Source organism: Thermophilibacter gallinarum (assembly GCF_014982725.1).
In the GTDB taxonomy this organism is placed as follows: domain Bacteria; phylum Actinomycetota; class Coriobacteriia; order Coriobacteriales; family Atopobiaceae; genus Thermophilibacter; species Thermophilibacter gallinarum.
The window spans coordinates 336,849-359,721 of the sequence record NZ_JADCJZ010000001.1 but is presented as its reverse complement, the minus strand read 5'-3'; the positions used below and the strand labels follow the sequence as shown (position 1 = coordinate 359,721).

The 22,873-nt window shown below is 68.0% G+C and carries 20 protein-coding genes; 9 read left to right on the top strand and 11 right to left on the bottom strand.

Going from position 1 to position 22,873, the window contains the following annotated elements; translation table 11 throughout:
• Positions 1–8: 8 nt before the first annotated feature.
• From INF26_RS01755 to INF26_RS01735, 5 genes are all read right to left on the bottom strand, one after another.
• Positions 9–1,808: a putative ABC transporter permease subunit gene (locus INF26_RS01755; protein ID WP_193529011.1), complete on the bottom strand. Its 1,800-nt coding sequence runs from the start codon at positions 1,806–1,808 to the stop codon at positions 9–11.
• Positions 1,808–2,560, bottom strand: a complete 753-nt coding sequence (locus tag INF26_RS01750) for an ABC transporter ATP-binding protein (RefSeq protein WP_193529010.1) — start codon at positions 2,558–2,560, stop codon at positions 1,808–1,810. The genes INF26_RS01755 and INF26_RS01750 overlap by 1 nt, the downstream gene beginning before the upstream one ends.
• 156 nt (positions 2,561–2,716) lie before the next feature.
• Entirely contained in the window at positions 2,717–3,685 is a 969-nt protein-coding gene (locus INF26_RS01745; RefSeq protein ID WP_193529009.1) for an L-lactate dehydrogenase, read from the bottom strand.
• Positions 3,686–3,835: 150 nt separating this feature from the next.
• Complete coding sequence (gene ettA, locus INF26_RS01740) at positions 3,836–5,515, bottom strand: energy-dependent translational throttle protein EttA (RefSeq protein WP_193529008.1); 1,680 nt, start codon at positions 5,513–5,515, stop codon at positions 3,836–3,838.
• A 292-nt stretch (positions 5,516–5,807) separates the two neighbouring features.
• A complete protein-coding gene (locus tag INF26_RS01735) occupies positions 5,808–6,878 on the bottom strand; it encodes a hypothetical protein (protein WP_193529007.1) in 1,071 nt (356 codons plus the stop codon).
• 424 nt (positions 6,879–7,302) lie between these two features.
• Between INF26_RS01735 and INF26_RS01730 the strand changes: the two genes are divergently transcribed.
• The 5 genes from INF26_RS01730 (at position 7,303) to INF26_RS01710 (ending at position 13,137) form a co-directional block, all read left to right on the top strand.
• Positions 7,303–8,970 (top strand): putative manganese-dependent inorganic diphosphatase, encoded by a 1,668-nt coding sequence (locus INF26_RS01730; RefSeq protein WP_193529006.1) that lies wholly within the window; start codon positions 7,303–7,305, stop codon positions 8,968–8,970.
• Entirely contained in the window at positions 8,970–9,611 is a 642-nt protein-coding gene (yfbR, locus tag INF26_RS01725; RefSeq protein WP_332307281.1) for a 5'-deoxynucleotidase, read from the top strand. Before INF26_RS01730 ends, yfbR begins: the two co-directional genes overlap by 1 nt.
• A gap of 21 nt (positions 9,612–9,632) precedes the next feature.
• Complete coding sequence (gene trmB / locus INF26_RS01720; protein WP_193529005.1) at positions 9,633–10,472, top strand: tRNA (guanine(46)-N(7))-methyltransferase TrmB; 840 nt, start codon at positions 9,633–9,635, stop codon at positions 10,470–10,472.
• 56 nt (positions 10,473–10,528) lie between these two features.
• The gene (locus tag INF26_RS01715) at positions 10,529–11,776 is read left to right on the top strand and encodes a DUF3825 domain-containing protein (RefSeq protein ID WP_193529004.1); all 1,248 of its coding nucleotides are present in this window, start codon (positions 10,529–10,531) and stop codon (positions 11,774–11,776) included.
• A gap of 146 nt (positions 11,777–11,922) precedes the next feature.
• Positions 11,923–13,137: an NADP-dependent isocitrate dehydrogenase gene (locus INF26_RS01710; RefSeq protein WP_193529003.1), complete on the top strand. Its 1,215-nt coding sequence runs from the start codon at positions 11,923–11,925 to the stop codon at positions 13,135–13,137.
• 3 nt (positions 13,138–13,140) lie between these two features.
• Here INF26_RS01710 and INF26_RS01705 read toward each other — a convergent pair whose 3' ends face one another.
• Complete coding sequence (locus tag INF26_RS01705; RefSeq protein WP_193529002.1) at positions 13,141–13,848, bottom strand: YdcF family protein; 708 nt, start codon at positions 13,846–13,848, stop codon at positions 13,141–13,143.
• 110 nt (positions 13,849–13,958) lie between these two features.
• Here INF26_RS01705 and amrA point away from each other — a divergent pair, with 110 nt between their 5' ends.
• On the top strand, positions 13,959–15,389 hold the full coding sequence (amrA, locus tag INF26_RS01700; RefSeq protein WP_193529001.1) for an AmmeMemoRadiSam system protein A: 1,431 nt from the start codon (positions 13,959–13,961) through the stop codon (positions 15,387–15,389).
• Entirely contained in the window at positions 15,386–16,285 is a 900-nt protein-coding gene (gene amrS / locus INF26_RS01695; protein ID WP_193529000.1) for an AmmeMemoRadiSam system radical SAM enzyme, read from the top strand. The genes amrA and amrS overlap by 4 nt, the downstream gene beginning before the upstream one ends.
• A 30-nt stretch (positions 16,286–16,315) precedes the next feature.
• Here the strand turns inward: amrS and INF26_RS01690 are convergent, their stop codons facing one another.
• Positions 16,316–17,737 carry an amidophosphoribosyltransferase gene (locus tag INF26_RS01690; protein WP_193528999.1) on the bottom strand — a complete coding sequence of 474 codons (1,422 nt, stop codon included), beginning with the start codon at positions 17,735–17,737 and terminating at the stop codon, positions 16,316–16,318.
• 231 nt (positions 17,738–17,968) lie between these two features.
• Between INF26_RS01690 and INF26_RS01685 the strand changes: the two genes are divergently transcribed.
• Positions 17,969–19,069, top strand: a complete 1,101-nt coding sequence (locus INF26_RS01685) for a glycerol dehydrogenase (RefSeq protein WP_193528998.1) — start codon at positions 17,969–17,971, stop codon at positions 19,067–19,069.
• A 128-nt stretch (positions 19,070–19,197) separates the two neighbouring features.
• Positions 19,198–20,385 carry a diphosphate--fructose-6-phosphate 1-phosphotransferase gene (locus INF26_RS01680; RefSeq protein ID WP_193528997.1) on the top strand — a complete coding sequence of 396 codons (1,188 nt, stop codon included), beginning with the start codon at positions 19,198–19,200 and terminating at the stop codon, positions 20,383–20,385.
• 17 nt (positions 20,386–20,402) lie between these two features.
• Here the strand turns inward: INF26_RS01680 and INF26_RS01675 are convergent, their stop codons facing one another.
• The 4 genes from INF26_RS01675 to INF26_RS01660 all read right to left on the bottom strand — a co-directional run bounded on the left by INF26_RS01675 (position 20,403) and on the right by INF26_RS01660 (position 22,742).
• A complete protein-coding gene (locus tag INF26_RS01675) occupies positions 20,403–20,813 on the bottom strand; it encodes a PaaI family thioesterase (RefSeq protein WP_193528996.1) in 411 nt (136 codons plus the stop codon).
• Complete coding sequence (locus tag INF26_RS01670) at positions 20,810–21,490, bottom strand: pentapeptide repeat-containing protein (RefSeq protein WP_193528995.1); 681 nt, start codon at positions 21,488–21,490, stop codon at positions 20,810–20,812. Before INF26_RS01670 ends, INF26_RS01675 begins: the two co-directional genes overlap by 4 nt.
• A complete protein-coding gene (locus INF26_RS01665; RefSeq protein ID WP_332307280.1) occupies positions 21,490–22,152 on the bottom strand; it encodes a copper homeostasis protein CutC in 663 nt (220 codons plus the stop codon). Before INF26_RS01665 ends, INF26_RS01670 begins: the two co-directional genes overlap by 1 nt.
• Before the next feature lie 227 nt (positions 22,153–22,379).
• Positions 22,380–22,742 (bottom strand): arsenate reductase family protein, encoded by a 363-nt coding sequence (locus tag INF26_RS01660; protein WP_193528994.1) that lies wholly within the window; start codon positions 22,740–22,742, stop codon positions 22,380–22,382.
• Positions 22,743–22,873: the final 131 nt, after the last annotated feature.

The following is a 22,873-nucleotide window of genomic DNA, read 5'->3' as shown; positions in this document are numbered from 1 at the left end:
GCGACGCATCAGCGCTCGCGACGGGAGAGGCTCCTCGCGCAGGGGCCGAGCACCCACCACGCGAGCACGGCGCACTCCGCGACGAAGACCGCCAGCGCAAGGCCGAGCGCAACCGGCATCGCCAGGACCTCCCAGAGCGCGCCGGCGAGCAGCGCGAGCGCGGGCAGCGCCATCACGGCCACGCCCACGAGGAGCCCCGCGAAGACCATCAGCGTGGCACCGCCACCCTTGACGAGCTGCGCCTCGTTGTCCCACGCGAGCCGCGGGAAGAGCGCGCCGAGACCGAGCGACAGCAGGCCGAGGGTGACCGTGGCGCCCAGGTAGATGCCCACGAGATAGGCGCCCGGAGCCGCGGGGACGCCCAGCACCACCAGCGCCACCACGATGAGCACGAGCATCGGGACCGTGGAGAGCGCGAACGGCGCGACGAACTTCGCCGCCAGGTACGCGCTCCAGTTCATGGGCAGGCCGCGCATGAAGAAGAAGTCCTCGCCGTCTCGGCTCACGCCCATCGTGAACGAGTAGGCCGAGAAGCCCAGGAAGAGGCCGAAGACGAGCACGCCCACGGCACACCACGCGAGCGCGGGGCTGTCGAAGGCGAGAAGCGCGGTGAGGGAGCGGGCCATCTCGAGCAGAGCCATCGGCTCGATTCCCGCGTCGGACGCCTGCGAGACGCCCACCATGCCGCTCACCACCATGATGACCACGAAGTAGAGTGGCATGAGCAGCGAGCTCAGGACGAACTGGTTGAAGAAGACGGGCACGCGGACCATCGTCTTCCAGTCGCGGCTGAGGTTGGCGGCGAACGCGCCGCGCGTGCGCGTGGCCTGGGCGAGCTCGGCGCCCTCGACGCGGCGGCCGCGCTTCCCGCCGGCGCCCTGGAGCGCCTGGACGCCCTCGAAGTACCAGCGCCGCGCCACCGCGGAGAGCACGACTGCGTAGACGGCGACGCACGCGAGCATGCCAAGCAGCCCGCCGAGCGCGGCCGGCAGGTCGCCCTCGATGACCGGCCTTCCCAGCAGCGAGGGCGGGCACAGGATCCCCATCACGACCGCGGGGACGCCGCCCGAGAGCAGCTGCCCCGAGCCGGATGCCAGCGACGCCAGGCCGTCGCCCTGGAGCGCAAACTGGCTGCCCACGCCGATGACGAGCGCGAGCACGACGATGAGGCCGCCGAAGAGGCGCGAGAAGCGGTCCTTGTCGTGCGCGAGGCGCGAGAAGCGCATGATCGGCACGCAGACGATCACGAGCGCCAGGTTGACGGCCACGGCGCTCAGCACGAAGGCCAGCGCCATGGCGACCCACGCCCCGGGCGCGGCGCCCGCGGCGAGCAGGGAGCCCAGGCCGATCGGCAGGATAATGAGATCGCCGAGCAGCGACATCCCCAGGAAGTGGACCAGCTTGGCCCACATGACGGTGGTCGCCGAGACGGGCAGCGTGAGGTAGTAGCCGAGGTCGCGGACGAAGTAGAGGATGTTCACGGCCTGGTAGAGGCCCGTGAGCACGGTGAGCCCCACGAGGCACACCACGCAGAGGCTGAACGCCAGGTACGGCGTGACGCCGGCCTCGCCCAGCATGTAGCCCATCATGAAGAACATGGCAGCGAGCAGCAGAAACAGGAAGCCCATCGCCACCTTGCGCGCGCCGGCGCCGAGCCTGCCCCACAGCCCCTTGCGCTTCTCGGCCACGTCGTCGCCGAGCCCCATGCCGGTGCTGTCCAGGTGCTGCTCGCCCTTGCGGATGACGCGCAGCATCACGCGGAACTGGCGCCAGGAGAGACCCTGGGAGGCCGCGGCCGCGCGCGCCATCACTCGGCCTCCGCGGCGAGCGGGGACTCGTCCGAGGTGAGCTCGAGGAACATCTCCTCGAGCGAGCCGTTGCTCTTGAAGTGCTCGCGCATCTCGTCGACGGTGCCCACGAAGAGCAGCTCGCCGTGCGCGATCACGCCCACGCGATCCACGACCTTCTCGGCCACGTCGAGCACGTGGGTGGAGAAGAGCACGGTCTTGCCCGCATCCGCGTGACGGCGCATGGACTGCTTGAGCAGCCACGACGCCTTGGGGTCCAGACCGGTCATGGGCTCGTCGAGAATCCAGACGGCCGGGTCGGGCAGAAGTGCGCCCATGATCATCATCTTCTGGCGCATGCCGTGGGAGTAGGACTGGATCTGGTTGTCCAGCTCGCCCTCCATGCCGTACTCGCGCGCGAGCTCCGCGATGCGCGGGCCGCGCACGGCGTCGGGCACCTCGTAGACGTCCGCGATGAAGCGGAGGAACTCGTGCCCCTTGAGGCGCAGCAGGTGGTCGGGCGAGTCGCTCACGTAGCAGAGGTTTCGCTTGGCGGCGAGCGGGTCGGTCGCCACGTTGACTCCGTCGAGCTCGATCACGCCCGAGCTGGGCGCGAGCACGCCGGCGAGCATGTTGAGCAGCGTGGACTTGCCCGCGCCGTTGGGGCCGAGAAGACCGAAGATCTCGCCGGACTGTATCTCGAGCGTGAGGTCGCGCACCGCGTTGGTGGCGCCCCCGTCGTAGGACTTGGACACGTGGTCGATGCGGATCATGGCTCTCCTGTCGTCGCTGCCACATGGGACCGCGCAATTCTACTCCAGGAGAACCCCCCCCCCCGGCAAGATTGACGTTACGGCTTGGTCAAGAAACGGGCGGGGTCAGCTCTCGCTGTTCCCCGCCCGCGGCTCGTCGTCCTTGTCGCCCCGAGGCTACTCCTCGGCGGGCAGCGCCTTCTCGCAGTAGTCGCGGATGATCGAGCAGGACTTGCGCATGGCGCGGCGCTCGTCATACGAAAGGTCAATCTCGAGCACGGCGTCGACGCCCGTGTCACCGATGATGCAGGGCACGCCGGCCGAGATGCCGGACTCGCCGTACTCGCCGTCGAGGTGGGCGGAAAGCGGAACCACGCGCCGCTCGTTGTGCAGGATCGAGGTAACGAGGTCGGCCACCACCGAGGCGATGCCGAACTCCGTGCAGCCCTTGCCGGAGATGATCGCGGCGCCGGACTCGCGCACGCGGCGCATGACGTCGTCGAAGTCAATGGAATCCACGACGTCGTTGCGCAGGGAGAGGTACTCGCGCAGGCCGATGCCCTCGACGGAGATGCGCGAGGTGGGGATGAACATGGAGTCGCCGTGCTCGCCCATGCAGAAGGCCTGGATCTGATGGCTGGAGACGTCGATCGTCTCGGAGAGCACGCGGCGCAGGCGCGCGGAGTCGAGCGAGGTGCCGGTGCCGAAGACCTGGTTGCGGGGCAGGCCCATCTTTCGATAGAGGTACTCGACCACGATGTCGGCCGGGTTGGAGACGCTGATCAGGATGCCGTGGAAGCCGGAATCGCGCAGCGGGCCGACAATGCCGTCGAGCACCTTGATGGTGCCGTCGAGCATCTGCAGGCGGGTCTCGCCGGGACGGCGGCTGCGGCCGGCGGTGAGGATCACGAAGTGGGCGTCGCGGCAGTCGGAGTAGTCGCCCACGCGGATGGTGAAGGAGTCGCCGAGGCCGGAGGCGAGGTCGTCGAGGTCGAGGGCCTGGGCGCGCGCGGCCTCCTGGTTGACGTCGAGGAAGACGATCTCGTTCACGAGGTGCTGGAACATGAGGCACAGCGCCACGTGGCTGCCCACGCGACCAGCGCCGATGATGACGGCCTTACGGGTGCGGATGTCTTCTCCGTGCATGCGAGCTCCCATCGTCATGGCGCGCGGCGCCGTTACTCACAAAAAGGGCGTCCCCTGGGGACGCCCCTTCATTCTAACTGGTTGTGGACGTTCTGTGACGGTAATGTTTCAGATGAGAGACGCCGTTCGCCGAGAGGTGCCGCGCCGCCGCTAGTCGCGGGTGAGCTTGCGGTGGAGGCGGTGCGGCTTGGCGGCGTCCGCGCCGAGGCGCTTCTCGCGGTCGGCCTGGTAGGCCTCAAAGTTACCCTCGAACCAGTGCCAGCGGCCGGGGTTCTCGTCGTCGCCCTCCCAGGCGAGGATGTGCGTGGCCACGCGGTCGAGGAACCAGCGGTCGTGGGAGATCACCACCGAGCAGCCGGGGAACTCCTCGAGCGCCTCCTCGAGGGACTCCAGCGTCTCGACGTCGAGGTCGTTGGTCGGCTCGTCCAGGAGCAAGAGGTTGCCGCCCTGCTTGAGCGTGAGCGCGAGGTTCAGGCGGTTGCGCTCGCCGCCGGAGAGGACGCCCGCGCGCTTCTGCTGGTCGGAGCCCTTGAAGCCGAAGGCCGCTACGTAGGCGCGGCTCGGGATCTCGGTGTCGCCCACGTTGATGTAGTCGTTGCCGCCCGAGACGACCTCCCAGAGGGTCTTGTCGGCGTCGATGCCGGCGCGCATCTGGTCGACGTAGGAGAGCTGCACCGACTCGCCCACCTCGAGAGTACCGGACGTGGGCTCCTCCTGGCCGACGATCATCTTGAAGAGGGTGGACTTGCCCACGCCGTTGGGGCCGATCACGCCCACGATGCCGTTGCGCGGCAGGGAGAAGGACAGGTCGTCGATCAGCACGCGGTCACCGAAGCTCTTGCAGAGGTGCTCGGCCTCGAGCACCTTGGCGCCCAGGCGCGGGCCGACGGGGATGTGGATGTCGGTGAAGTCCACGCGCTTGGAGGCGCGGGCCTCGGCCTCCATCTGCTCGTAGCGCTCGAGGCGGGCGCGGTTCTTGGCCTGGCGCGCCTTGGGGCTGGAGCGCACCCACTCGAGCTCGGCCTTCATCTTCTTGGCGCGGCGGGCGTCCTGCTGGCTCTGGGCCTCCAGACGCGCGGCCTTCTTCTCGAGGTAGGTGGAGTAGTTGCCCTCGTAGGGATAGAGCTGGCCGCGGTCGACCTCGCAGATCCACTCGGCGACGTCGTCGAGGAAGTAGCGGTCGTGCGTGACGGCCATGACGGCGCCCGGGTAGCGGTGCAGGAACTGCTCGAGCCAGAGCACCGACTCGGCGTCCAGGTGGTTGGTGGGCTCGTCAAGGAGCAGCAGGTCGGGGGCCTCGAGCAGCAGGCGGCACAGCGCCACGCGACGACGCTCGCCGCCGGAGAGGATGTTCACGGGCGCGTCCGGGTCCGGGCACTGGAGAGCGTCCATCGCCTGCGAGAGCTGCGAGTCCAGGTCCCAGCCGTTGGCGGCGTCGATCTCGGTCTGGAGGGTGCCCATCTCCTCCATGAGGGCGTCGAAGTCGGCGTCCGGTTCGGCCATCTCGGCGCTCACCTGGTTGAAGCGCTCGATCTTGGCCAGGACGTCGCCGAAGGCCTGCTCGATGTTCTCGCGGACGGTCTTGTCCTCGTCGAGCGGGGGCTCCTGCTCGAGGATCCCGACGGTGTAGCCGGGGCTGAGCATGGCCTCGCCGTTGGAGACGTCCTCGAGACCGGCCATGACCTTGAGCAGCGTGGACTTGCCCGCGCCGTTGGGGCCCACCACGCCGATCTTGGCGCCCGGGAACACGCCGACCGTCACGTCGTCGAGGATGACCTTGTCGCCGACGGCCTTGCGGGCGCGGATCAGCTGATACACGAACTCTGCCATGGGGTTTCTCGCCTTCTCGCGGGGAACTTCGTGGCTCCATCTTACGGCATGGCAGCATCGTTCTTGCAAAATCCAGGGCCTCCCCTGAACGTGTCGGCCTTGCGGCAGAATTCCGTAGGGGCTGTGTCACTTTTTTGCTCATATGAGTAAGTCAAATCCGGAAGCCTCTTAATCCCCTAATGCTCAACTGGCATTATGCAGAGGCAGTCAGGACACCCGGTTGTCTTCCACGCGTCTCTCCACACAGGCGAGCCAAAAAGTGACACAGCCCCTGCGGAATTCTGCCGCAAGGCTATAGCACGAGACGCTCTGCACCGAGCACCCGATTCCAGAGCTCGAACTGTCTCGAACGAACCCCTGCAACGAGCCGTCGGTTGCGCTCTGAGTCGGGGCTGCCTGCCAGGCGAGGCTTCTGGCGTTGTCCCAGCGCACGCCGGATCCGGTCCACCTCTCTACAGAACGCAACATAGTTGTCGACTTGTGCGGATCCGAGCGTAATGTGCGTGAACGTGGGATCGGGTGCCATGAGGTTCCTCCGGTCCACATCCCTGTACCCGCGAACGGGTCCCTCGTGGGTCGATTTGGCATCAAAGTCAACGCCCACACGCCGTTCACGGCCAGCCCGGTCGCGTGCCACCACGAGAATGTCCGGGATGCGCGTGAGCCAGCGGGGCTCCCCACGAGTGTCGACGCCGTCATATACCCTGATCTCCTGGTTCATGCTCGTCTCCCCGAGCTTGTGGCCCCCAAGGAGGGGTGGGAGTCCTATCACCATCGCAATCCCCGCCTCGCGCGGAGACCGGGCGCGCGGGCGCACGTGTTTCAGGGCCCGTAGGGCGACGGCCCGGTTCTTTGTGCCCTCGGGAAGGCGCTCGAGGTAGGCGCGAATCCTATCGACAGTGGTCAGCGGAGTGTCGAAACCCTCGCGCTTCACGCAGCCCCCAGGCTCCCAACTATCCAATCTGAATGACGAGCAGAGCGCAAAGCCAACGTAGATGAGATGGTCGAGCTCAACTTCCCCCGCCATCTGAAGGAACACGAGCTCCGGCGAGCAAACGTGGAACTCAACCCCCCAGGCATCCGTTGGGATGAACGACCCGGGAGGCAGGTCCATCGTGCACAGGTGCGCCCGAACGGACTTCGTGTTGTGGCGGCCAGCTTCGGTCGAAACAAGAACATCCAGCCGATCATGCCCTTCCGGAAGGCAGCCCTCGAGCGCAGCATGCAGCTCTCGGACGACGTCCGCCCCCGGCACGCTCCTGGGGACAGCACTCGCCCGGCTCTGCCGAACCCCCGGCTTCCTGAGGTTTGGCACCCTGAGCATGTATGAAAGTGCGGTTTGATGAGAGATGCAGACGTCCACATCGCCTCTTTCTCGAGCTAGGTTGTACGGGGATTTTGGTTCTCACTTTCTACCCATATCGCCGAGTCCCCAGTCGCTCGATTCCCAAGGCGGATTCATCGGATGGCTGTGTCACTTTTTGGCTCGTGTGGGTGCGTCTGGAACTGCAGCCGTCCACCCTCCTCAATTCTCGCGCGTATTATCCCAGCTCATAGATCTATCAGTTTCTGAACTTTTGTTCTTTTGAGAACTCGGTCACACAAACGAGGCAAAAAGTGACACAGCGCTCAGGGAAAACTGCCCCTAGGCCAACATCTCTCTCAACGCACGCCCTCCGGCGTTCACACTGCCTGCACGAATGTTGCCGTTTGGCAGGCCGCCCCGGAAAACCCCCGTCCGGCGTGGCACAATCAGGCAAAAGAAACGCCACGCTCGAGGAGCACCCATGCCAGAGGGAATCCGCAAGATCAACGTCATCGGGCACCTGCATCCGGACACGGACAGCATCTGCTCGGCGATCGCCTATGCCCACCTCAAGAACGAGGTCGAGCACACCAACATCTTCGAGGCACGCCGCGCGGGGGCCATCAACCGCGAGACCGCGTTCGTCCTCAAGCACTTCGGCTTCGAGGAGCCCCAGCTCATCACCTCCGTCACCCCGCAGATCAAGGACACGGAAATCCAGCGCCAGGGCGGCATCGACGGCGAGATGAGCCTCTTCTCGGCCTGGAACCTCATGCGCGACACCAAGGTGGACACCCTCTGCATCACGGACGAGGAGAACAACCTCGAGGGCCTCATCGCGGTCAAGGACATCGCCAACGCCAACATGGACGTCTTCGACACGGCGGTGATCGGCGAGTCGCACACCTGCTACGCCAACATCATCGACACGCTCAAGGGCGAGATGATCCTCGGCGACCCCACCGCGCGCGTCGAGGGCGGCAACGTGCGCGTGGGCACCACGCCCGAGCTCATGGAGGACACCGTCCAGCCCGGCGACATCATCCTCACCACCAACCGCTACGAGACCCAGCAGTTCGCCGTCGAGTGCGAGGCCAGCTGCCTGATCGTCTGCTGCAGCGCGCATGTCTCGCACCGCGTGATCGCCTCCGCCGAGCGCCACGGCTGCGCCATCATCACCACGCCCTACGACACCTACGCTGCCGCGCGCCTCATCTCCATGTCCATCCCCGTGCGCGCCAAGATGCTCTCCGAGAACATCCTCAAGGTGAGCGTCAACACCGCGATTGACGACGCCCGCAAGATGATGGCGCGCTCCCGCCACCGCTTCTTCCCCGTCATCGACGAGAACAGCAAGTACGTGGGCCTCATCAGCTCGCCCAACCTGCTCTCCGCCAAGAAGAAGCACGTCATCCTCGTCGACCACAACGAGCGCTCGCAGTCCGTGGAGGGCCTCGAGCAGGCGGAGATCATGGAGATCATCGACCACCACCGCATCGGCTCCATCGAGACGAGCGGCCCGGCCTACTTCCGCAACATGCCCGTGGGGTGCACCTGCACCATCGTCAACATGATGTACCACGAGAACGGCGTCGAGGTGCCCAAGGACATCGCCGGCCTCATGCTCTCCGCGATCCTCTCCGACACGCTGGCGTTTCGCTCCCCCACCTGCACGGGCGTCGACCGCGCGGCGGCCGAGGAGCTCGCGGCCATCGCGGGCGTCGACATCGCCACGTATGCGGACGAGATGTTCGAGGCGGGCGCCGACCTCACCGGCCGCACCGCCGAGGAGGTCTTCGGCGGCGACTTCAAGGTGTTCAGCCGCGGCAACGTCAAGTTCGGCGTCGGCCAGGGCAGCTACATGACCGACCGCAGTCGTCTCGCGGCCGAGAAGCTCGTGGGTCCCTACCTCGGCGAGGCCGCCCGCGAGGAGGAGCTCCCGCTCGTCTTCTACCTGTTCACCGACGTCAAGACCTCCTCGAGCGAGATCATGTGGTACGGCGACGGTGCCGAGAGCATCGTGGCGCGCGCCTTCGACGTCGAGCCCGAGGGCGACAAGGCGCGCCTACCGGGCGTGGTGAGCCGCAAGAAGCAGGTCATCCCCGCACTCATGGCAACGCTCCAGAGCATTCAGGAGGACCAGGACTAGTGGCCGAGAAGAACCTTGCATCCTTCGACTCCGCAGAACCTGCGGAGTCCCATTTCCTCGCGATCCTCTCGCGGATGAAGTACATCGAGCGCTGGTCGCTCATGCGCAGCTCGCGTCCCGAGAACCTCTCCGAGCACTCACTCGAGGTGGCGCTCATCGCGCACATGCTGTGCGTCATCGGCAACGTGAGGTTCGGCCGGGAGCTCGACGCCGAGCGCGCCGCACTCGTGGCGCTCTACCACGACGCGTCGGAGATTATTACGGGCGACCTTCCCACGCCGGTCAAGTACCACGACGGAACCATCCGAGACGCCTACAAGGCCGTCGAGCGCAGCGCCGAGGAGCGGCTGCTCGGCTCGCTTCCCGCCGACCTGCGGCCCTCCCTCGAGGACGTGCTCTGGCCCGCCGAGGACGCGGGCGAGGACGAGGCGTACCTCCGCCGCCTGGTGAAGGCGGCCGACAAGATCTCCGCGCTCATCAAGTGCGTTGAGGAGGCGCGCTCGGGCAACACCGAGTTCGCGAGCGCCGAGGCGAGCTGCCGCGCCGCCGTGGACGAGATGGCCTCCGAGCTCCCCGAGGTCGCGGACTTCCTACGGGAGTTCCTCCCCTCCTACGGCGCCACCCTCGACGAGCTGCTGTAGCGCGAAACGGAGTCCCTCCCCATGCCCCACGCCCTTCATGCCCGCCTGCCGAAGAACTTCGTGCTCGAGGAGCGTCTCGAGCGCTACGGCAGCGTCATAGAGCTCAAGCCCGAGAACCTGCGCGGTCGTTGGGCGGAGTCCTGCGCGCCCCTCGGGGCGGCGCCCTTCTCCGAGATGAGGCTCGACCTCGGCTGTGGAAAGGGCGCCTTCGCCGTCGAGGCGGCCCGCCGGGAGCCCGACGTGCTCTTCGTCGCCATGGACTCCGAGCCCATCTGCGTGGCATACGCAGCGCAGCGCGTCTTCGAGAGCGGACTTCCCAACGTCGTCGTGGTCCCGAGCACGGGCATGCGCGTGCGCGAGTTCTTCTCGCCCGGCGAGCTCTCCGTGATCCACCTCAACTTCCCGACCCCGTTCCCGCGCAAGCGCGACGCCGGCAAGCGCATGGCCTGCATGGAGCGGCTGATGGACTTCCGCGAGGTGCTGGCCCCCTCGGGCGAGGTCCGGCTGCGCACGGACAGCCAGCCGCTCTTCGACTTCATGCTCACGCAGGTCCCGCTCGCGGGCTACGAGCTGCTCTGGGAGAGCCGCGACGCCCGCTCCGAGCGCCCCAACGACCCCGCGAGCGAGTACGAGCGGCGCCTCGGCGCGCAGGGAGCGCGGGTGCTCGCGCTCACGGCGAAGCCCGGCCCGGTCCCGGAGCGCGTGGAGCAGACCGCCGAGCTCTCGCTCGCCGCCTACCTGCCGCACGACCTGGAGACGCTCCAGGGACTTGCCTACGCTCCGCACGGCATGGAGGCCACGGTGGAGAACCTCCGCAACCGCGCCGCACGCGAGGGCCGGCAGAACGCCTCCACAATTTGAGAGTAAGGTAGGGGTCCCGCCCGCGCCGCGGGCACGCCCCCCGAAAGAGGACCCTCATGCCTAAGATCACACCGGGCAATCGCCTGTACCTGTACCAGCTGCTCTCCCGCGAGGTCGGCGTGGGGAGGCAGACGCTGCTCCCGCGCCTCGAGGAGGTGCTCGAGGCGGACGGCCTCGCGCCCCAGGATCTGGGCTGCGACGACATGCGCGGGCTCTGCGAGGAGCTCTCGGAGTTCGTCAAGCTGACGGTCTTCAAGAAGGGCTACGTCTACGGGACGGTCCTCGCCTGCGAGGAGTACGACCGGGCACTCGAGCTGCTGGGACGCGAGGAGCCCAAGGTCGCGGGTGGCAAGCCGTGGAAGCGCCGGCGCGGCGCGAAGGCGCTGAAGCCCGTGAAGCCGCGGCACGTCGAGAAGGTCGTCGAGCCGGAGCCGGAGCCTGAGCCCGAACCCGTTGTTGACGCGACGCCCGAGCCCGAGCCGGAGCCGGAGCCCGAGCCCGAGCCCGAACCCGAGCCAGAGCCGGAACCCGTGCCAGAGCCGGAACCCGTGCCCGAGCCCGAGGCTGCGCCGGAACCCTCGATCTCGCTCACCATCACCTACGTCCCGGAGCACGTCCGTGAACAGCCCGCGTCGGAGGCCTCCCCCAAGCCGGCCGCCGCCCAGAGCGACCTCCCGCAGGACTTCCATCGCGACGTCCGCTGCTCCGACGAGCAGCTCAGCACGCTCTACCAGGTCCTCCCGCCCGACGTCGACCCCATGGCGACGCTCGAGGAGGACTTCCGCGTCGCCCGCTCCACCGGATCCGTCGAGGGAACGCGCAGCAACGCGACCTTCCCGCTTCGCTACCGGCAGCCCGACGGCGTCACGCCCGTGAGGGTCTCGCTGCGCCGCTCGGCCAAGCCCGTCGCCGGGAAGCGCTGGACGCTCGTCGACGTCGATGCCGGAGAGCCGGGCGAGGTCGGCCTCGAGGGCCTCGGCGAGGCGACCGGGCCGCTCGCGCGGGCGGAGCGGCTGCTCGCCACCACCGTCCAGCTCGGGTCCTGGGACGAGGCGCTGGCCAGTCTCGCCGACAGCCTCGCCCCCGACTCCTGGGGCCCCGACCGCTGCGTCCTGCGCGGCTACCTCGCGCTCACGTTCGCGCGCGTGCAGGCCGAGGGCCTTCTCAGCGTGTCGGAGGACGGGAGCCGCGCCTGGTTCGAGACGGGAATCCTGGCCGTCGAGGGCAAGCCGCTCTACGCCAGGCTGAGCGCCTGCGACGGCGACATCCCCTGGCGCCTGGACGGCTTCTCGACCGAGCTTTAGGGCACATCGTCCTTCTCGCCAGATCGCTGCGGTGAGTCCGGGCCCTCGTGTGTCCGGCGTGTCTCAACTTGCGCACGTTTTACCGCCCCGACCCACGCACCGTGATACATTTCTCCCCGTGACCACAGCGACCCCGGGAGGCTCCCATGGCCAAGATCGAGATGAAGACCCCGCTCGTCGAGATGGACGGCGACGAGATGACGCGCATCATCTGGCAGATCATCAAGGACGAGCTCATCTGCCCCTACGTCGACCTCAAGACCGAGTACTACGACCTCGGCTTGGAGCACCGCGACGAGACCAACGACCAGGTCACCGTGGACTCCGCCGAGGCCACCAAGCGCCTGGGCGTGGCCGTCAAGTGCGCCACCATCACCCCCAACGCCGCGCGTGTGGAGGAGTACGGCCTGAAGCAGATGTGGAAGAGCCCCAACGGCACCATCCGCGCGCTGCTCGACGGCACGGTCTTCCGCGCCCCCATCGTGGTCAAGGGCATCGACCCGGTGGTGAGCTGCTGGAAGAGGCCCATCACCATCGCACGTCACGCCTATGGCGACGTCTACAAGAACTCCGAGATGCGCATCGACGCGCCCGGTAAGGTGGAGCTGGTCTACACCGCCGCCGACGGCACCGAGCACCGCGAGCTCGTCCACGTCTTTGACGGCCCCGGCGTGGTCCAGGGCCAGCACAACCTCGACGCCTCCGTCGAGAGCTTTGCCCGCAGCTGCTTCGAGTACGCGCTCTCCACGGGCCAGGACCTGTGGTTTGCCACCAAGGACACGATCTCCAAGACCTACGACCACCGCTTCAAGGACGTCTTCGCGGACATCTACGAGGCGGAGTACCGCGAGAAGTTCGAGGCGGCCGGCATCGAGTACTTCTACACGCTGATCGACGACGCCGTGGCGCGCGTGGTCAAGTCCGAGGGCGGCTTCATCTGGGCGTGCAAGAACTACGACGGCGACGTCATGAGCGACATGCTGTCCTCGGCCTTTGGCAGCCTGGCGATGATGACCTCCGTGCTCGTGAGCCCGCACGGCTACTTCGAGTACGAGGCGGCCCACGGCACCGTGCAGCGCCACTACTACAAGCACCTCAAGGGCGAGCCCACGTCCACCAACTCCGTGGCCACGATCTTTGCCTGGACCGGCGCCTTGCGCAAGCGCGGCGAGCTGGACGAGCTGCCCGAGCTCGTGGACTTTGCCAACCGCCTGGAGGCGGCCACGGTCCACACGATCGAGTCCGGCCGCATGACCGGCGACCTCGCGCGCATCACCAGCCTCCCCAACCCGGAGACGCTCGGCACGCGCGAGTTCATCCTCGCCATCCGCGAGACGCTGGACGCCGAGGCTGCAAACTAGGCGCTAGATGTTGCCGACGAGGGCGTCCTTCGCGACCGCAAAGCACTCGCGCAGCGTCGCCTGAGGAAGATAGAGCGGGTTCGTACGGGCTGCCAGGCCATACGCCTCCGGCAGCCCGTTCTCGTGCGCGATGCGCAGTGCGCGGTAGAGGTGGAAGTCGTTGGTGACCACGGCGACCGACGCGCCCGGGGCGAGAAGCCCCGCGGAGTTGCGGATGTTCTCGGCCGTGGTGGTCGAGAGCTCCTCCTTGGTGACGCGCTCAGCGTCGAGCCCCCTTCCCACCAGGTAGTCGGCCATGGCGTCCGCCTCGGTCCGCGACTCGCCGAAGCCCTGGCCGCCCGACACGATGCAGGTGGTCTCGGGGTTCTCCTCGAGATAGTCGAGCGCGGCGTCGAGGCGATACCGGAGCGTCTCCGTCGGCGTCCCGTCGGGGCGAAGCCCCGCGCCGAGCACGACCAGGCAGTCGAGCCCGGCGGGCGGGGTCGCCGCCGCGGTGGTCACGATCAGCGCGGAGAGCGCGCCCACGGCGAGAAGGCCGACCACGCAGACGGCGCATATCGCCAGCCGGGCGGGCTGGAAGCGCCATGCCGCGAGCAGCGCCGCGCCCAGGACGACCCACACGAGGAAGAAGCCGCCCGCCGGGTAGAGCGCGGCCATGAGCAGGCCGTAGGCGATCGAGAGCACGCCCAGCACCACAAGGACAACGGTCATGCGCTTCTCCCCACTCTCCGCGTCTTGACTGGGCACAATAGTACCAACTGCGCCCGGCGGGCCGCCGACCATGACGGAAGCGTCACACCGGGCATCCGGGAGGTGGTCGCATGTCCGTCGTCATCGCAGTCGCCGTTCCGCACCCGCCCCTCATCGTCCCCGGCGTGGGCCACGGCCGCGAGCGGGGAATCCAGTCGACCGTGGACGCCTACCGCGAGGTCGCGCGGCGCATAGCGGCACTTCAGCCGGACACGATCGTCATCTCCAGCCCGCACACGGCGATGTACCTCGACTACCTGCACATAGCCCCGGGACCCGGCGCCCGTGGGACGTTCACGCAGTTCGGCGACACCGCGGACGGCTCATACGTCGCCTACGACGAGGAGCTCGTCGCCGAGCTCTGCCGGCTCGCCCGCGGGGAGGACCTTCCCGCCGGGACCTCCGGGGAGCGCGAGCCCGACCTCGACTGGGGCGTGCTCGTGCCGCTCCACTTCATCCAGCTGGCCTACGACGAGCTCCGCGCCGCGGGGACCGAGACCGCGCCGTACCGCGTGGTCCGGATGGGCATCTCTGGCCTCTCCCCGCTCCAGCACTACCGCATGGGTCAGCTCGTCGCCCGCGCGGCGGGGCGCCTCGGCCGCCGCGTCGCCTACGTCGCGTCCGGAGACCTGTCGCACAAGCTCGCCGCGGACGGCCCGTACGGCTTTTCGCCCGACGGACCCGTCTTCGACCGTCTGACCTGCGACGCGTTTGAAAGCGGCGACTTCCTCGCGCTGCTCACGGCAGACCCCGGCCTCTGCGAGCGCGCCGCCGAGTGCGGCCTGCGCTCCTTCCAGATCATGGCCGGAGCCCTGGACCGCACACCCGTCGAGGCCGAGCTGCTCTCGCACGAGGGACCCTTCGGCGTGGGCTACGGCGTCGCGTGCTTCTCGCCCACGGGGCCGGCGGGCTCGGACCCCGACCGCGCCTTCGGCGAGAAGTACGAGGCGTGGCACGCGGCGGACATGGAGCGCCGCCGCGCCGGAGAGGACGACCTCGTCTCGCTCGCCCGCGCCTCGCTCGAGCACCGCGTGCGCACCGGCAGCCGCCTCCCCCTGCCGGACGGCCTCCCGACGGACCTTCTCTCCCGCCGCGCCGGCTGCTTTGTCTCGCTCACAAAGAACGGCCAGCTCAGGGGCTGCATCGGGACCATCGCGCCCACGCGGTCGAGCCTCGCGGAGGAGATCGTGGCCAACGCGGTCTCCGCCGGCCTGCACGACCCGCGCTTCCCGCCCGTCACGGCGGACGAGCTCCCCGAGCTCGTCTACGACGTCGACGTCCTCGGCGAGCCCGAGCCCGTGGATAGCCGCGAGGGGCTCGACCCGCGCCGCTACGGCGTGATCGTGAGCGCGCCGGACGGCCGCCGCGGCCTGCTGCTCCCGGACCTTGACGGCGTCGATACCGTCGACGAGCAGCTGCGCATTGCCGCGCGCAAGGGCGGCATCGCGCTCTCGGAGGAGGGCGTCGCGATAGAGCGCTTCGTCGTGGAGCGCCACAGATGAGCGCGGGCGAGAAGGACCGCGCGCCCGTTGCCGGCACCGCCACCTGCGACGTCTGCCCGCGCCGCTGCCGCCTCGCCCCCGGCGCGCTCGGCGCCTGCCGCGCCCGGCGCAACCGCGACGGCCGCGTCGTGCCGGAGGGCTACGGCCGCCTCACGTCGATCGCGCTCGACCCCATCGAGAAGAAGCCGCTCGCCCGCTTCATGCCCGGCACGTACGTGGTCTCCGTGGGCGGCTACGGCTGCAACCTTCGCTGCCCTTTCTGCCAGAACTGGGAGATCTCGCAGGCGGGCGAGAAGGACGCGCGCTGGCGCGAGGTCTCCCCCGATGAGCTGGTGGCGCTCGCGCTCGACGCGCGCGAGCGGGACGAGCGCGTCTCCGGCATCGCCTACACCTACAACGAGCCGCTCGTCACCTGGGAGTACGTCCGCGACTGCGCGCGGCTGGCACGCGAGGCGGGCCTCGTCAACGTGCTCGTGTCCAACGGGTGCGTGGAGCCGGCCGTCATCGACGAGCTCGAGGGGCTTCTCGACGCGGCGAACATCGACCTCAAGGGTTTCTCGGACGCGTTCTACGAGGCCTGCGGGGGCGCACCGGGCTCGCTCGCGTGCGCGCGCGGCACGATCGAGCACCTTGCCGCCGACCCGAGCTGCCACCTCGAGGTGACCACGCTCGTGGTGCCGGGCATGAACGACGGCGAGGACGAGATGGACGCGCTCGCGGGCTGGCTCGCGAGCCTCGACGGCGGACGTGGTCGCGAGACGATCGTGCATCACGTCACCCGCTTCTTCCCGCGCTGGCACCTCACGGACCGACCGCCCACGCCCGTCGAGGTCGTGCGGGGGCTCGCCGAGGTGTCGCGCCGACACCTCGACCACGTCTACGTGGGCAACTGCTAGCGGCGCGGGCCCGGGGCCCGCCGCCCGCACCTAGTCGCGGCCGGTCCAGCAGTAGGTGCAGATCTTCTTGCGGTCGATGCCGATGGCCTCGAGCATGCCGTCCAGGCTCTGGTACTCCAGCGAGTCGAACCCCATCTCCTCGCAGATGGAGCGCAGGAGGCAGCGGCTGCGCTCGCTGCGGCCGTCGGCGTACTCGTCGAGGTGCTTCTCGCCCTCGTCGCCCTCGAGCTCGCGAACCTTGCGGCGCGCGATGAGCTCGTACTCGGAGCGGCTGCGGGAGAACGAGAGGAACTTGCAGCCGTACATGATCGGCGGGCAGGCCGAGCGCATGTGGACCTCGGAGACGCCGGTGTCGCGCAGGAAGTCGATCGTCTCGCGCATCTGGGTGCCCCGGACGATGGAGTCGTCGACGAGCAGCAGGCGCTTGTCGCGGATGAGCTCGGGCACCGGGATCTGCTTCATCTTGGCGACGCGGTTGCGGACCTCCTGGTTGGCGGGCATGAAGGAACGCGGCCAGGTGGGCGTGTACTTCACGAAGGGGCGCGCGAGCGGCACGCCGGACTCGTTGGCGTAGCCGATGCCGTGGGGCAGGCCCGAGTCGGGCATGCCGGCCACGTAGTCGACCTCGGGGAGCAGCCCCGCCGCACGCTCGTCGCGGGCCATGATGGCGCCGTTGCGATAGCGCATGCACTCGACGTTGACGCCCTCGTAGTTGGAGTTGGGGTAGCCGTAGTAGACCCACAGGAACGCGCAGATGCGCATCTCGTCGCGCGCCGGGGAGAGGGTCTCGTAGCCGTCGGCGGTGAGCTTCACGATCTCCGCGGAGCCGAGCTCGTACTCATCCGTGTAGCCGAGCTTGCCGTAGGCGAAGGACTCGAAGGAGACGCAGTAGCCGTCGTCGTCCTTGCCGATGAGGACCGGCAGGCGGCCCATGGCGTCGCGCGCGGCGATGAGCTCGCCGGACTCGGTCATGATCAGCAGCGTGAGCGAGCCCTCGATCGAGTCCTGCGCATAGCGGATGCCCTCGACGATGTTGGCCTGGGTGTTGATGAGCGCGGCGACGAGCTCGTTGACGTTCACCTCGCCCGAGCTCTGCGCCATGAACTGGTGGCCATCCTCCTCGAAGCGCGCCACGAGCTCGTCGGTGTTGGCGATGGCACCCACCGTGGAGATGGCATAGAGACCCAGGTGGGAGCGGACGAGCAACGGCTGCGGGTCGTTGTCGGAGATGCAGCCCATGCCGCAGGTTCCGGAGAGGGCGGGCAGGTCGTGCTCAAACTTGGTGCGGAACGGCGTGTTCTCGATGGAGTGGATCTGGCGGTTGAAGCCGCCGCCCTCGCGGCAGGTGACCATGCCCGCACGGCGCGTGCCCAGGTGAGAGTGGTAGTCGACGCCAAAGAAGACGTCCAGTGCGACGTCGCGATGAGAAACCGCGCCGAAAAATGCTCCCATGCTGCCTCCCGTCCTCCGCGGTCGCACGAGCGGCCGCACGTCAGTCCAAGGGAGAATTATACGTCGAGACCCGACCCGCTCGTAGTCCCAAAGACATCCGTGTTGCTCTGTTTCGAGTTCGTGTTGATAGCCGACCACACACGACACCGCTCGCACATCGGAACTAGAATTGCGGCGAATTTGGAGCCGACTGCCAAGATGCCGACGCCACCTGAGAGAAAGAGGCCTTTCATGAAGCGTTTGCGTGCGATGCGGGAGCCCCTGAAGTATGTCCAGGGCAAGGGCGCCCTGCTCAAGTTCACCGAGGAAATGGGCTACATGGGCCATCGCTGGCTCTTCGTCTGCTCCAAGAGCGGCCACAAGGCGTGTCACGACAAGATCGAGCAGAGCTTCGAGGACGCCGGGTCTGATGACTACCGCCGCTATGAGATCTTCGGGGGCATCTCCAGCAAGAGCGAAATCGCCAAGATGCAGGCCATCGTCGAGCAGGACGAGATCGACACCGTGGTCGCCGTCGGAGGCGGCTCGGCCGTCGACACCGCCAAGGCGACCGCCTACTACACGGGCAAGCATGTCGTGATCATCCCGACCGTCGCCGCGACCGACGCCCCCTGCACCGGCCTCTCCGTCATTTACAACGATGACGGCACCTTCGACAAGTACCTCTTCTATCCCACCAACCCCGACGCCGTGATGGTTGACAGCGAGGTGATTGCCAACGCGCCCGTGAGCTTCCTGGTGGCCGGAATGGGCGACGCGCTGGGCACCTACTTTGAGGGCCGCGCCTCCATCCGCACCGAGTCTCCCAGCCTCGAGGGCACCGGCATCACCCGCGCCGGCATGGCCCTGGCGCGCCTGTGCTACGAGACCCTGCGCGATTACGGCTCTCAGGCCATCGCCGCATGCGAGAAGAACGTGGTCACTCCGGCTCTCGACGCAATCATCGAGGCCAACGTGTACCTGTCCGGCGTGGGTGCCGACAACGTCAACTGCGCGGCTGCGCACTCCTTCTACAACGGCCTCACCGCCCTCGGCGGCCACAGCGCGCCGCACGGCTGCTGCGTGGCCTTTGGCACGCTGGTCCAGCTGGTCCTCGAGGGTGTCTCGCAGGACGAGTTCGACGAGGTCCAGGACTTCTGCCTCGAGGTCGGCCTGCCCGTGACCCTGGAGGAGCTGGGCGTCACCACCGACGAGCAGATCCACACGATCGCCGAGAACGCCTGTGCCCCCGGGGAGACGATCCACAACCTGGCGGGCGACGTCACGCCCGACGAGCTGCACGCGGCCATCGTCGCCGCCGACGCCCTGGGCCGCAAGGTGCTCGGCAAGTAGCGAGCAGCAGGCAGCACAAAGAGCCACGAGAGGGCGTCCGGCACCGATGCGTGCGGGACGCCCTCTCGCAAGACGGTGGCGCGCTTGCGGTATGCTGGGTTCACAGCAGTCGCGACCAAGGAGGCGCCATGACGGCCGAGAAGTGCGTGCTGGTTGGACAGTCGGGCGGGCCCACCGCCGCCATCAACGCGAGCCTTGCGGGCGCCATCGCGGCGGCCCGTTCCCAGGGGGTCCGCGTCACGGGCATGCGCTACGGCATCCAGGGATTTCTCGCCGGCCGCACGGTCGATCTGGACGAGAAGGTCCCCGACGCGCGCAGCCTCTCGCTGCTCAAGCAGACGCCGGCGAGCTGGCTGGGCAGCTGCCGCTTCAAGCTGCCCAAGGCCACGGAGAACGAGGCCCTCTACCAGGACCTGTTCCGTCGCTTCGAGGAGGTCGGCGCGTCCTGCGTGCTCTACATCGGCGGCAACGACTCCATGGACACCATCGCCAAGCTTGGCGACTACGGCCAAAGCGTCGGCAGCGAGATCCGCTTCATGGGCATCCCCAAGACCATCGACAACGACCTCGTGGGCACCGACCACACGCCCGGCTACGGCAGCGCGGCGCGGCTCGTGGCCACCTCGATGGCCGAGCTGGCCCTCGACGCCGACGTCTACGACCTCAAGAGCGTCACCTTCGTGGAGATCATGGGCCGCGACGCCGGCTGGCTCGCCGCCTCCTCCGCGCTCGCCAGGCCCGACCTCGTGCTCCTCCCGGAGGTCCCACTCGTGGAGGACGTCCTCATGGAGCGCCTGACGCAGCTCCTCGAGCAGAAGAACACCGTCATGGTGGGCGTCAGCGAGGGTGTCCGCACGCCGGATGGCACGCTCTACTGCGAGCTCGCCGCCCCTGGCGCCGGCGTGGACGAGTTCGGCCACCTGGCGACGCTCTCCGGCACCGGTCGCTACCTCGCGTCCGTCACCAAGGAGCGCCTCGGCTGCAAGACGCGTGCTGTGGAGCTCTCCACCCTGCAGCGCTGCGCGAGCCAGGTCGTGAGCCGCACGGACCTCGACGAGGCCTACATGATCGGCGGAACGAGCGCCCGCGCCGCCCTCGACGGGGAGAGCGTCAAGATGTGCGCGCTCCAGCGCATCGCAGACGACCCCTACGAGGTGCGCACCAAGCTCATCGACGTGCTCTCGGTCGCCAACCAGGTGCGCCACGTCCCCGCGGAGTGGATCTCCGAGGACGGCATGGGCGTCACCGAGGACTTCCTGCGCTACGTCCGCCCGCTCGTGGGCGACATGCCTGAGCAGCTGCCGCCGCTGCCGTAGGGCGGCACGCGACCGCGCTACTTCTGCAGGTGCATGCAGGTCTGCGTGGCGCGGGCGACGGGCGTGCCCAGCTCGTCGGTGACCAGGCAGGTATAGAAGCCCAGCGTGCGGCCGTTCTTGTCGGCGTCCGCCGTGGCGATGAGGCGCGTACCGCGGGCCGCGCTCATGAACTCGATCGAGCTGCTCACCGAGACGGACGTGGTCTCGCCCACGTTGGACGCCACGGCGAAGGCCAGGTCGGCCACCGTGAAGATGGCGCCGCCCATCACGCCGCCCTTCTCGTTGCGGTGGCGCTCGGTGATGTCGAACTCGCAGACCGCGTGGCCGCGCGCAGCCTCAACCACGCGGCAGCCGCAGGCGTCGGTGGCGAAGTGGTCGTTGCGAAAGACGCGCTGGACCTCCTCCAGCGGGGCGTTCTCGTCGATCATGCCCAGTCCTCCTCCTTGATCTGGATGCCGAGAAGCCCGATGAGCTCGACGGCCTGGTCGGAATCTATGACGGCGCCGCGCAGCTCGCGCAGGTCGCTCGAGACGCGCAGCCCTGAGACGTCGCACGTGGAAAGGTCCACGCCGGAGAGGCTCGTGCGAAAGAACGTCGCACGAGAGAGGTCGCAGCCGTCGAGCGCCAGGTGGCGCAGGCGCGTGGCGTGGAAGCTCGCCTCGGAGAGCTTGGTCTCGCTCGCCACGAGCTGGTCGACGGCCGCCTCCGAGAAGTCCGCGTAGGCGAGCTGGCTGTCCGCCAGCGAGACTCCGGAGAGCCGGCCCTTGAGGAAGGACAGACCCGGCGCGGAGCAGCTGCGAAGGTCCACGCGGTTGAGCCAGCTGCGCCCCATGTCGCAGCGCACGAAGCGGCATCCCGAGAAGAGCACGTCGGTGAACGTGCAGTTGGAGAGGTTGGCGCGCTCGAACGTGCAGCCACGGAAGACCACGTTCTCGAAGACCGTCCCGTTTGCCGCCACGTCCGAGAGCTCCAGACCCGAGAAGGCCGTGTTGGCCACATGCGCGTCCGGCGCGGACAGGGCCGCGAGCAGCTCGTCCTCGCTCAGGTTGCAGCCGAGGTCGTCGCGGACCTGGGCGAAGCGACGCGCCCTGCGGGGCCGCGCCATTACGGGAGCCTCACGATCTTGGTGCCGTGAACCTCGCTGACCCCCAGCTCGGCGGCGATGCGCTCGGCGTTCTCCCAGGTGATGCCGCCGCCAGGCAGAATCGTGATGCGGCCGGCCGCGCGCTCGACGAAGGAGCGCAGGCGGTCGAGGTTGTCCTCGATCGGCGTGCCCGCGGGGCCGCCGTGCGTGAGGATGCGCGTCACGCCCTGCTCGGCGAGCCAGTCGATCGCGTCGAGCTGCTCGTCTGCCGGCAGCGCGTCAAAGGCCATGTGAAAGGTCACCTCGACGCCATGCCTGGGACCGAAGCCGGGAGCGTGCGCCATGTCGACGAGCTCGGACGTGAGCTCGTGGTCCAGGTGCCCGTCGCGCAGGCAGCCGAAGACCACGCCCGTCACGCCGAGGCTGGCGGCGGTGAAGAGGTCGCTCCGCATGATCTTTACCTCGTCGCGTGTGTACTCGAAGCTTCCGCCGCGCGGGCGGACCATGCACATGACGTCAAAGCCACGACGCTCGGCAAGGTGCGTCGCGGCCTCGATGACGCCGTAGCTGGGCGTGGTCCCGCCCACGGCGAGGTTGTCGCAGAGCTCGATGCGCGCCGCGCCGGCCGCGACCGCCGCCGGCACCAGCTCCATGTTCTCGGCGCAGAACTCGCGCGTCAGCATAGCCTTCTCCCCTCCCCGTTCTTTTCACTCAGTATGCCACGGACACCAGACACGATATCCTCGCGCCCCGCTTGATAAGCATGTGATAACTAGAAGGCAACTAGAATCGAGCACGCCGGGCGAGAAGAACCGCAGGCAGGAGGCTTACAAAGAAATCGGGACCCGTCCCTCGAGCCCCGATTTGTGATTCACGCGCAACTAGAAAACAAATGTTCGCCTAGCGTTCGCTACAGCAGCGCCTTCTCCCACTCGGCCTCGCGGAAGCCCACGAGCACGAAGTCCTCGCCCACGACGATCGGTCGCTTGACCAGCATCCCGTTCTCGGCGAGAAGCGCGAAGGCCTCCGCATCCGACATACCGCCGTCGAGCTGCGCCTTGATGTTGCGCTCGCGGTAGAGCATGCCGCTCGTGTTGAAGAAGCGGCGCACGGGGAGGCCGGAGCGCTCCTGCCAGACAGCGAGCTCCTCGGCCGTCGGGTTGTCCTCGACGATGTGGCGGTCGGTGTACGCAACACCATGCGCGTCCAGCCACGCCTTCGCGCGCTTGCAGGTACTGCACTTCGGATACTCAACAAACAGCACGTCAGACATGGTGGGTCCTTTCTCGCGGTTGTCGGCCTCACCAGTGTAGCAAGCACCATCTAGCAAAGGAGGCCAAACGTCTTGCATGGTGAACACAATGAGACCGTCGTCCTAATCGCATATACTTTCCTGCGGACTCA

Bases quoted from the DNA above. Each gene is read 5' to 3' on its own strand.
- INF26_RS01755 (WP_193529011.1), bottom strand. From the start codon at position 1,808: ATGGCGCGCGCGGCCGCGGCCTCCCAGGGTCTCTCCTGGCGCCAGTTC.
- INF26_RS01750 (WP_193529010.1), bottom strand. From the start codon at position 2,560: ATGATCCGCATCGACCACGTGTCCAAGTCCTACGACGGGGGCGCCACC.
- INF26_RS01745 (WP_193529009.1), bottom strand. From the start codon at position 3,685: ATGCACGGAGAAGACATCCGCACCCGTAAGGCCGTCATCATCGGCGCT.
- ettA (WP_193529008.1), bottom strand. From the start codon at position 5,515: ATGGCAGAGTTCGTGTATCAGCTGATCCGCGCCCGCAAGGCCGTCGGC.
- INF26_RS01730 (WP_193529006.1), top strand. From the start codon at position 7,303: ATGCCAGAGGGAATCCGCAAGATCAACGTCATCGGGCACCTGCATCCG.
- trmB (WP_193529005.1), top strand. From the start codon at position 9,633: ATGCCCCACGCCCTTCATGCCCGCCTGCCGAAGAACTTCGTGCTCGAG.
- INF26_RS01715 (WP_193529004.1), top strand. From the start codon at position 10,529: ATGCCTAAGATCACACCGGGCAATCGCCTGTACCTGTACCAGCTGCTC.
- INF26_RS01710 (WP_193529003.1), top strand. From the start codon at position 11,923: ATGGCCAAGATCGAGATGAAGACCCCGCTCGTCGAGATGGACGGCGAC.
- INF26_RS01705 (WP_193529002.1), bottom strand. From the start codon at position 13,848: ATGACCGTTGTCCTTGTGGTGCTGGGCGTGCTCTCGATCGCCTACGGC.
- amrA (WP_193529001.1), top strand. From the start codon at position 13,959: ATGTCCGTCGTCATCGCAGTCGCCGTTCCGCACCCGCCCCTCATCGTC.
- amrS (WP_193529000.1), top strand. From the start codon at position 15,386: ATGAGCGCGGGCGAGAAGGACCGCGCGCCCGTTGCCGGCACCGCCACC.
- INF26_RS01690 (WP_193528999.1), bottom strand. From the start codon at position 17,737: ATGGGAGCATTTTTCGGCGCGGTTTCTCATCGCGACGTCGCACTGGAC.
- INF26_RS01685 (WP_193528998.1), top strand. From the start codon at position 17,969: ATGAAGCGTTTGCGTGCGATGCGGGAGCCCCTGAAGTATGTCCAGGGC.
- INF26_RS01680 (WP_193528997.1), top strand. From the start codon at position 19,198: ATGACGGCCGAGAAGTGCGTGCTGGTTGGACAGTCGGGCGGGCCCACC.
- INF26_RS01675 (WP_193528996.1), bottom strand. From the start codon at position 20,813: ATGATCGACGAGAACGCCCCGCTGGAGGAGGTCCAGCGCGTCTTTCGC.
- INF26_RS01670 (WP_193528995.1), bottom strand. From the start codon at position 21,490: ATGGCGCGGCCCCGCAGGGCGCGTCGCTTCGCCCAGGTCCGCGACGAC.
- INF26_RS01665 (WP_332307280.1), bottom strand. From the start codon at position 22,152: ATGCTGACGCGCGAGTTCTGCGCCGAGAACATGGAGCTGGTGCCGGCG.
- INF26_RS01660 (WP_193528994.1), bottom strand. From the start codon at position 22,742: ATGTCTGACGTGCTGTTTGTTGAGTATCCGAAGTGCAGTACCTGCAAG.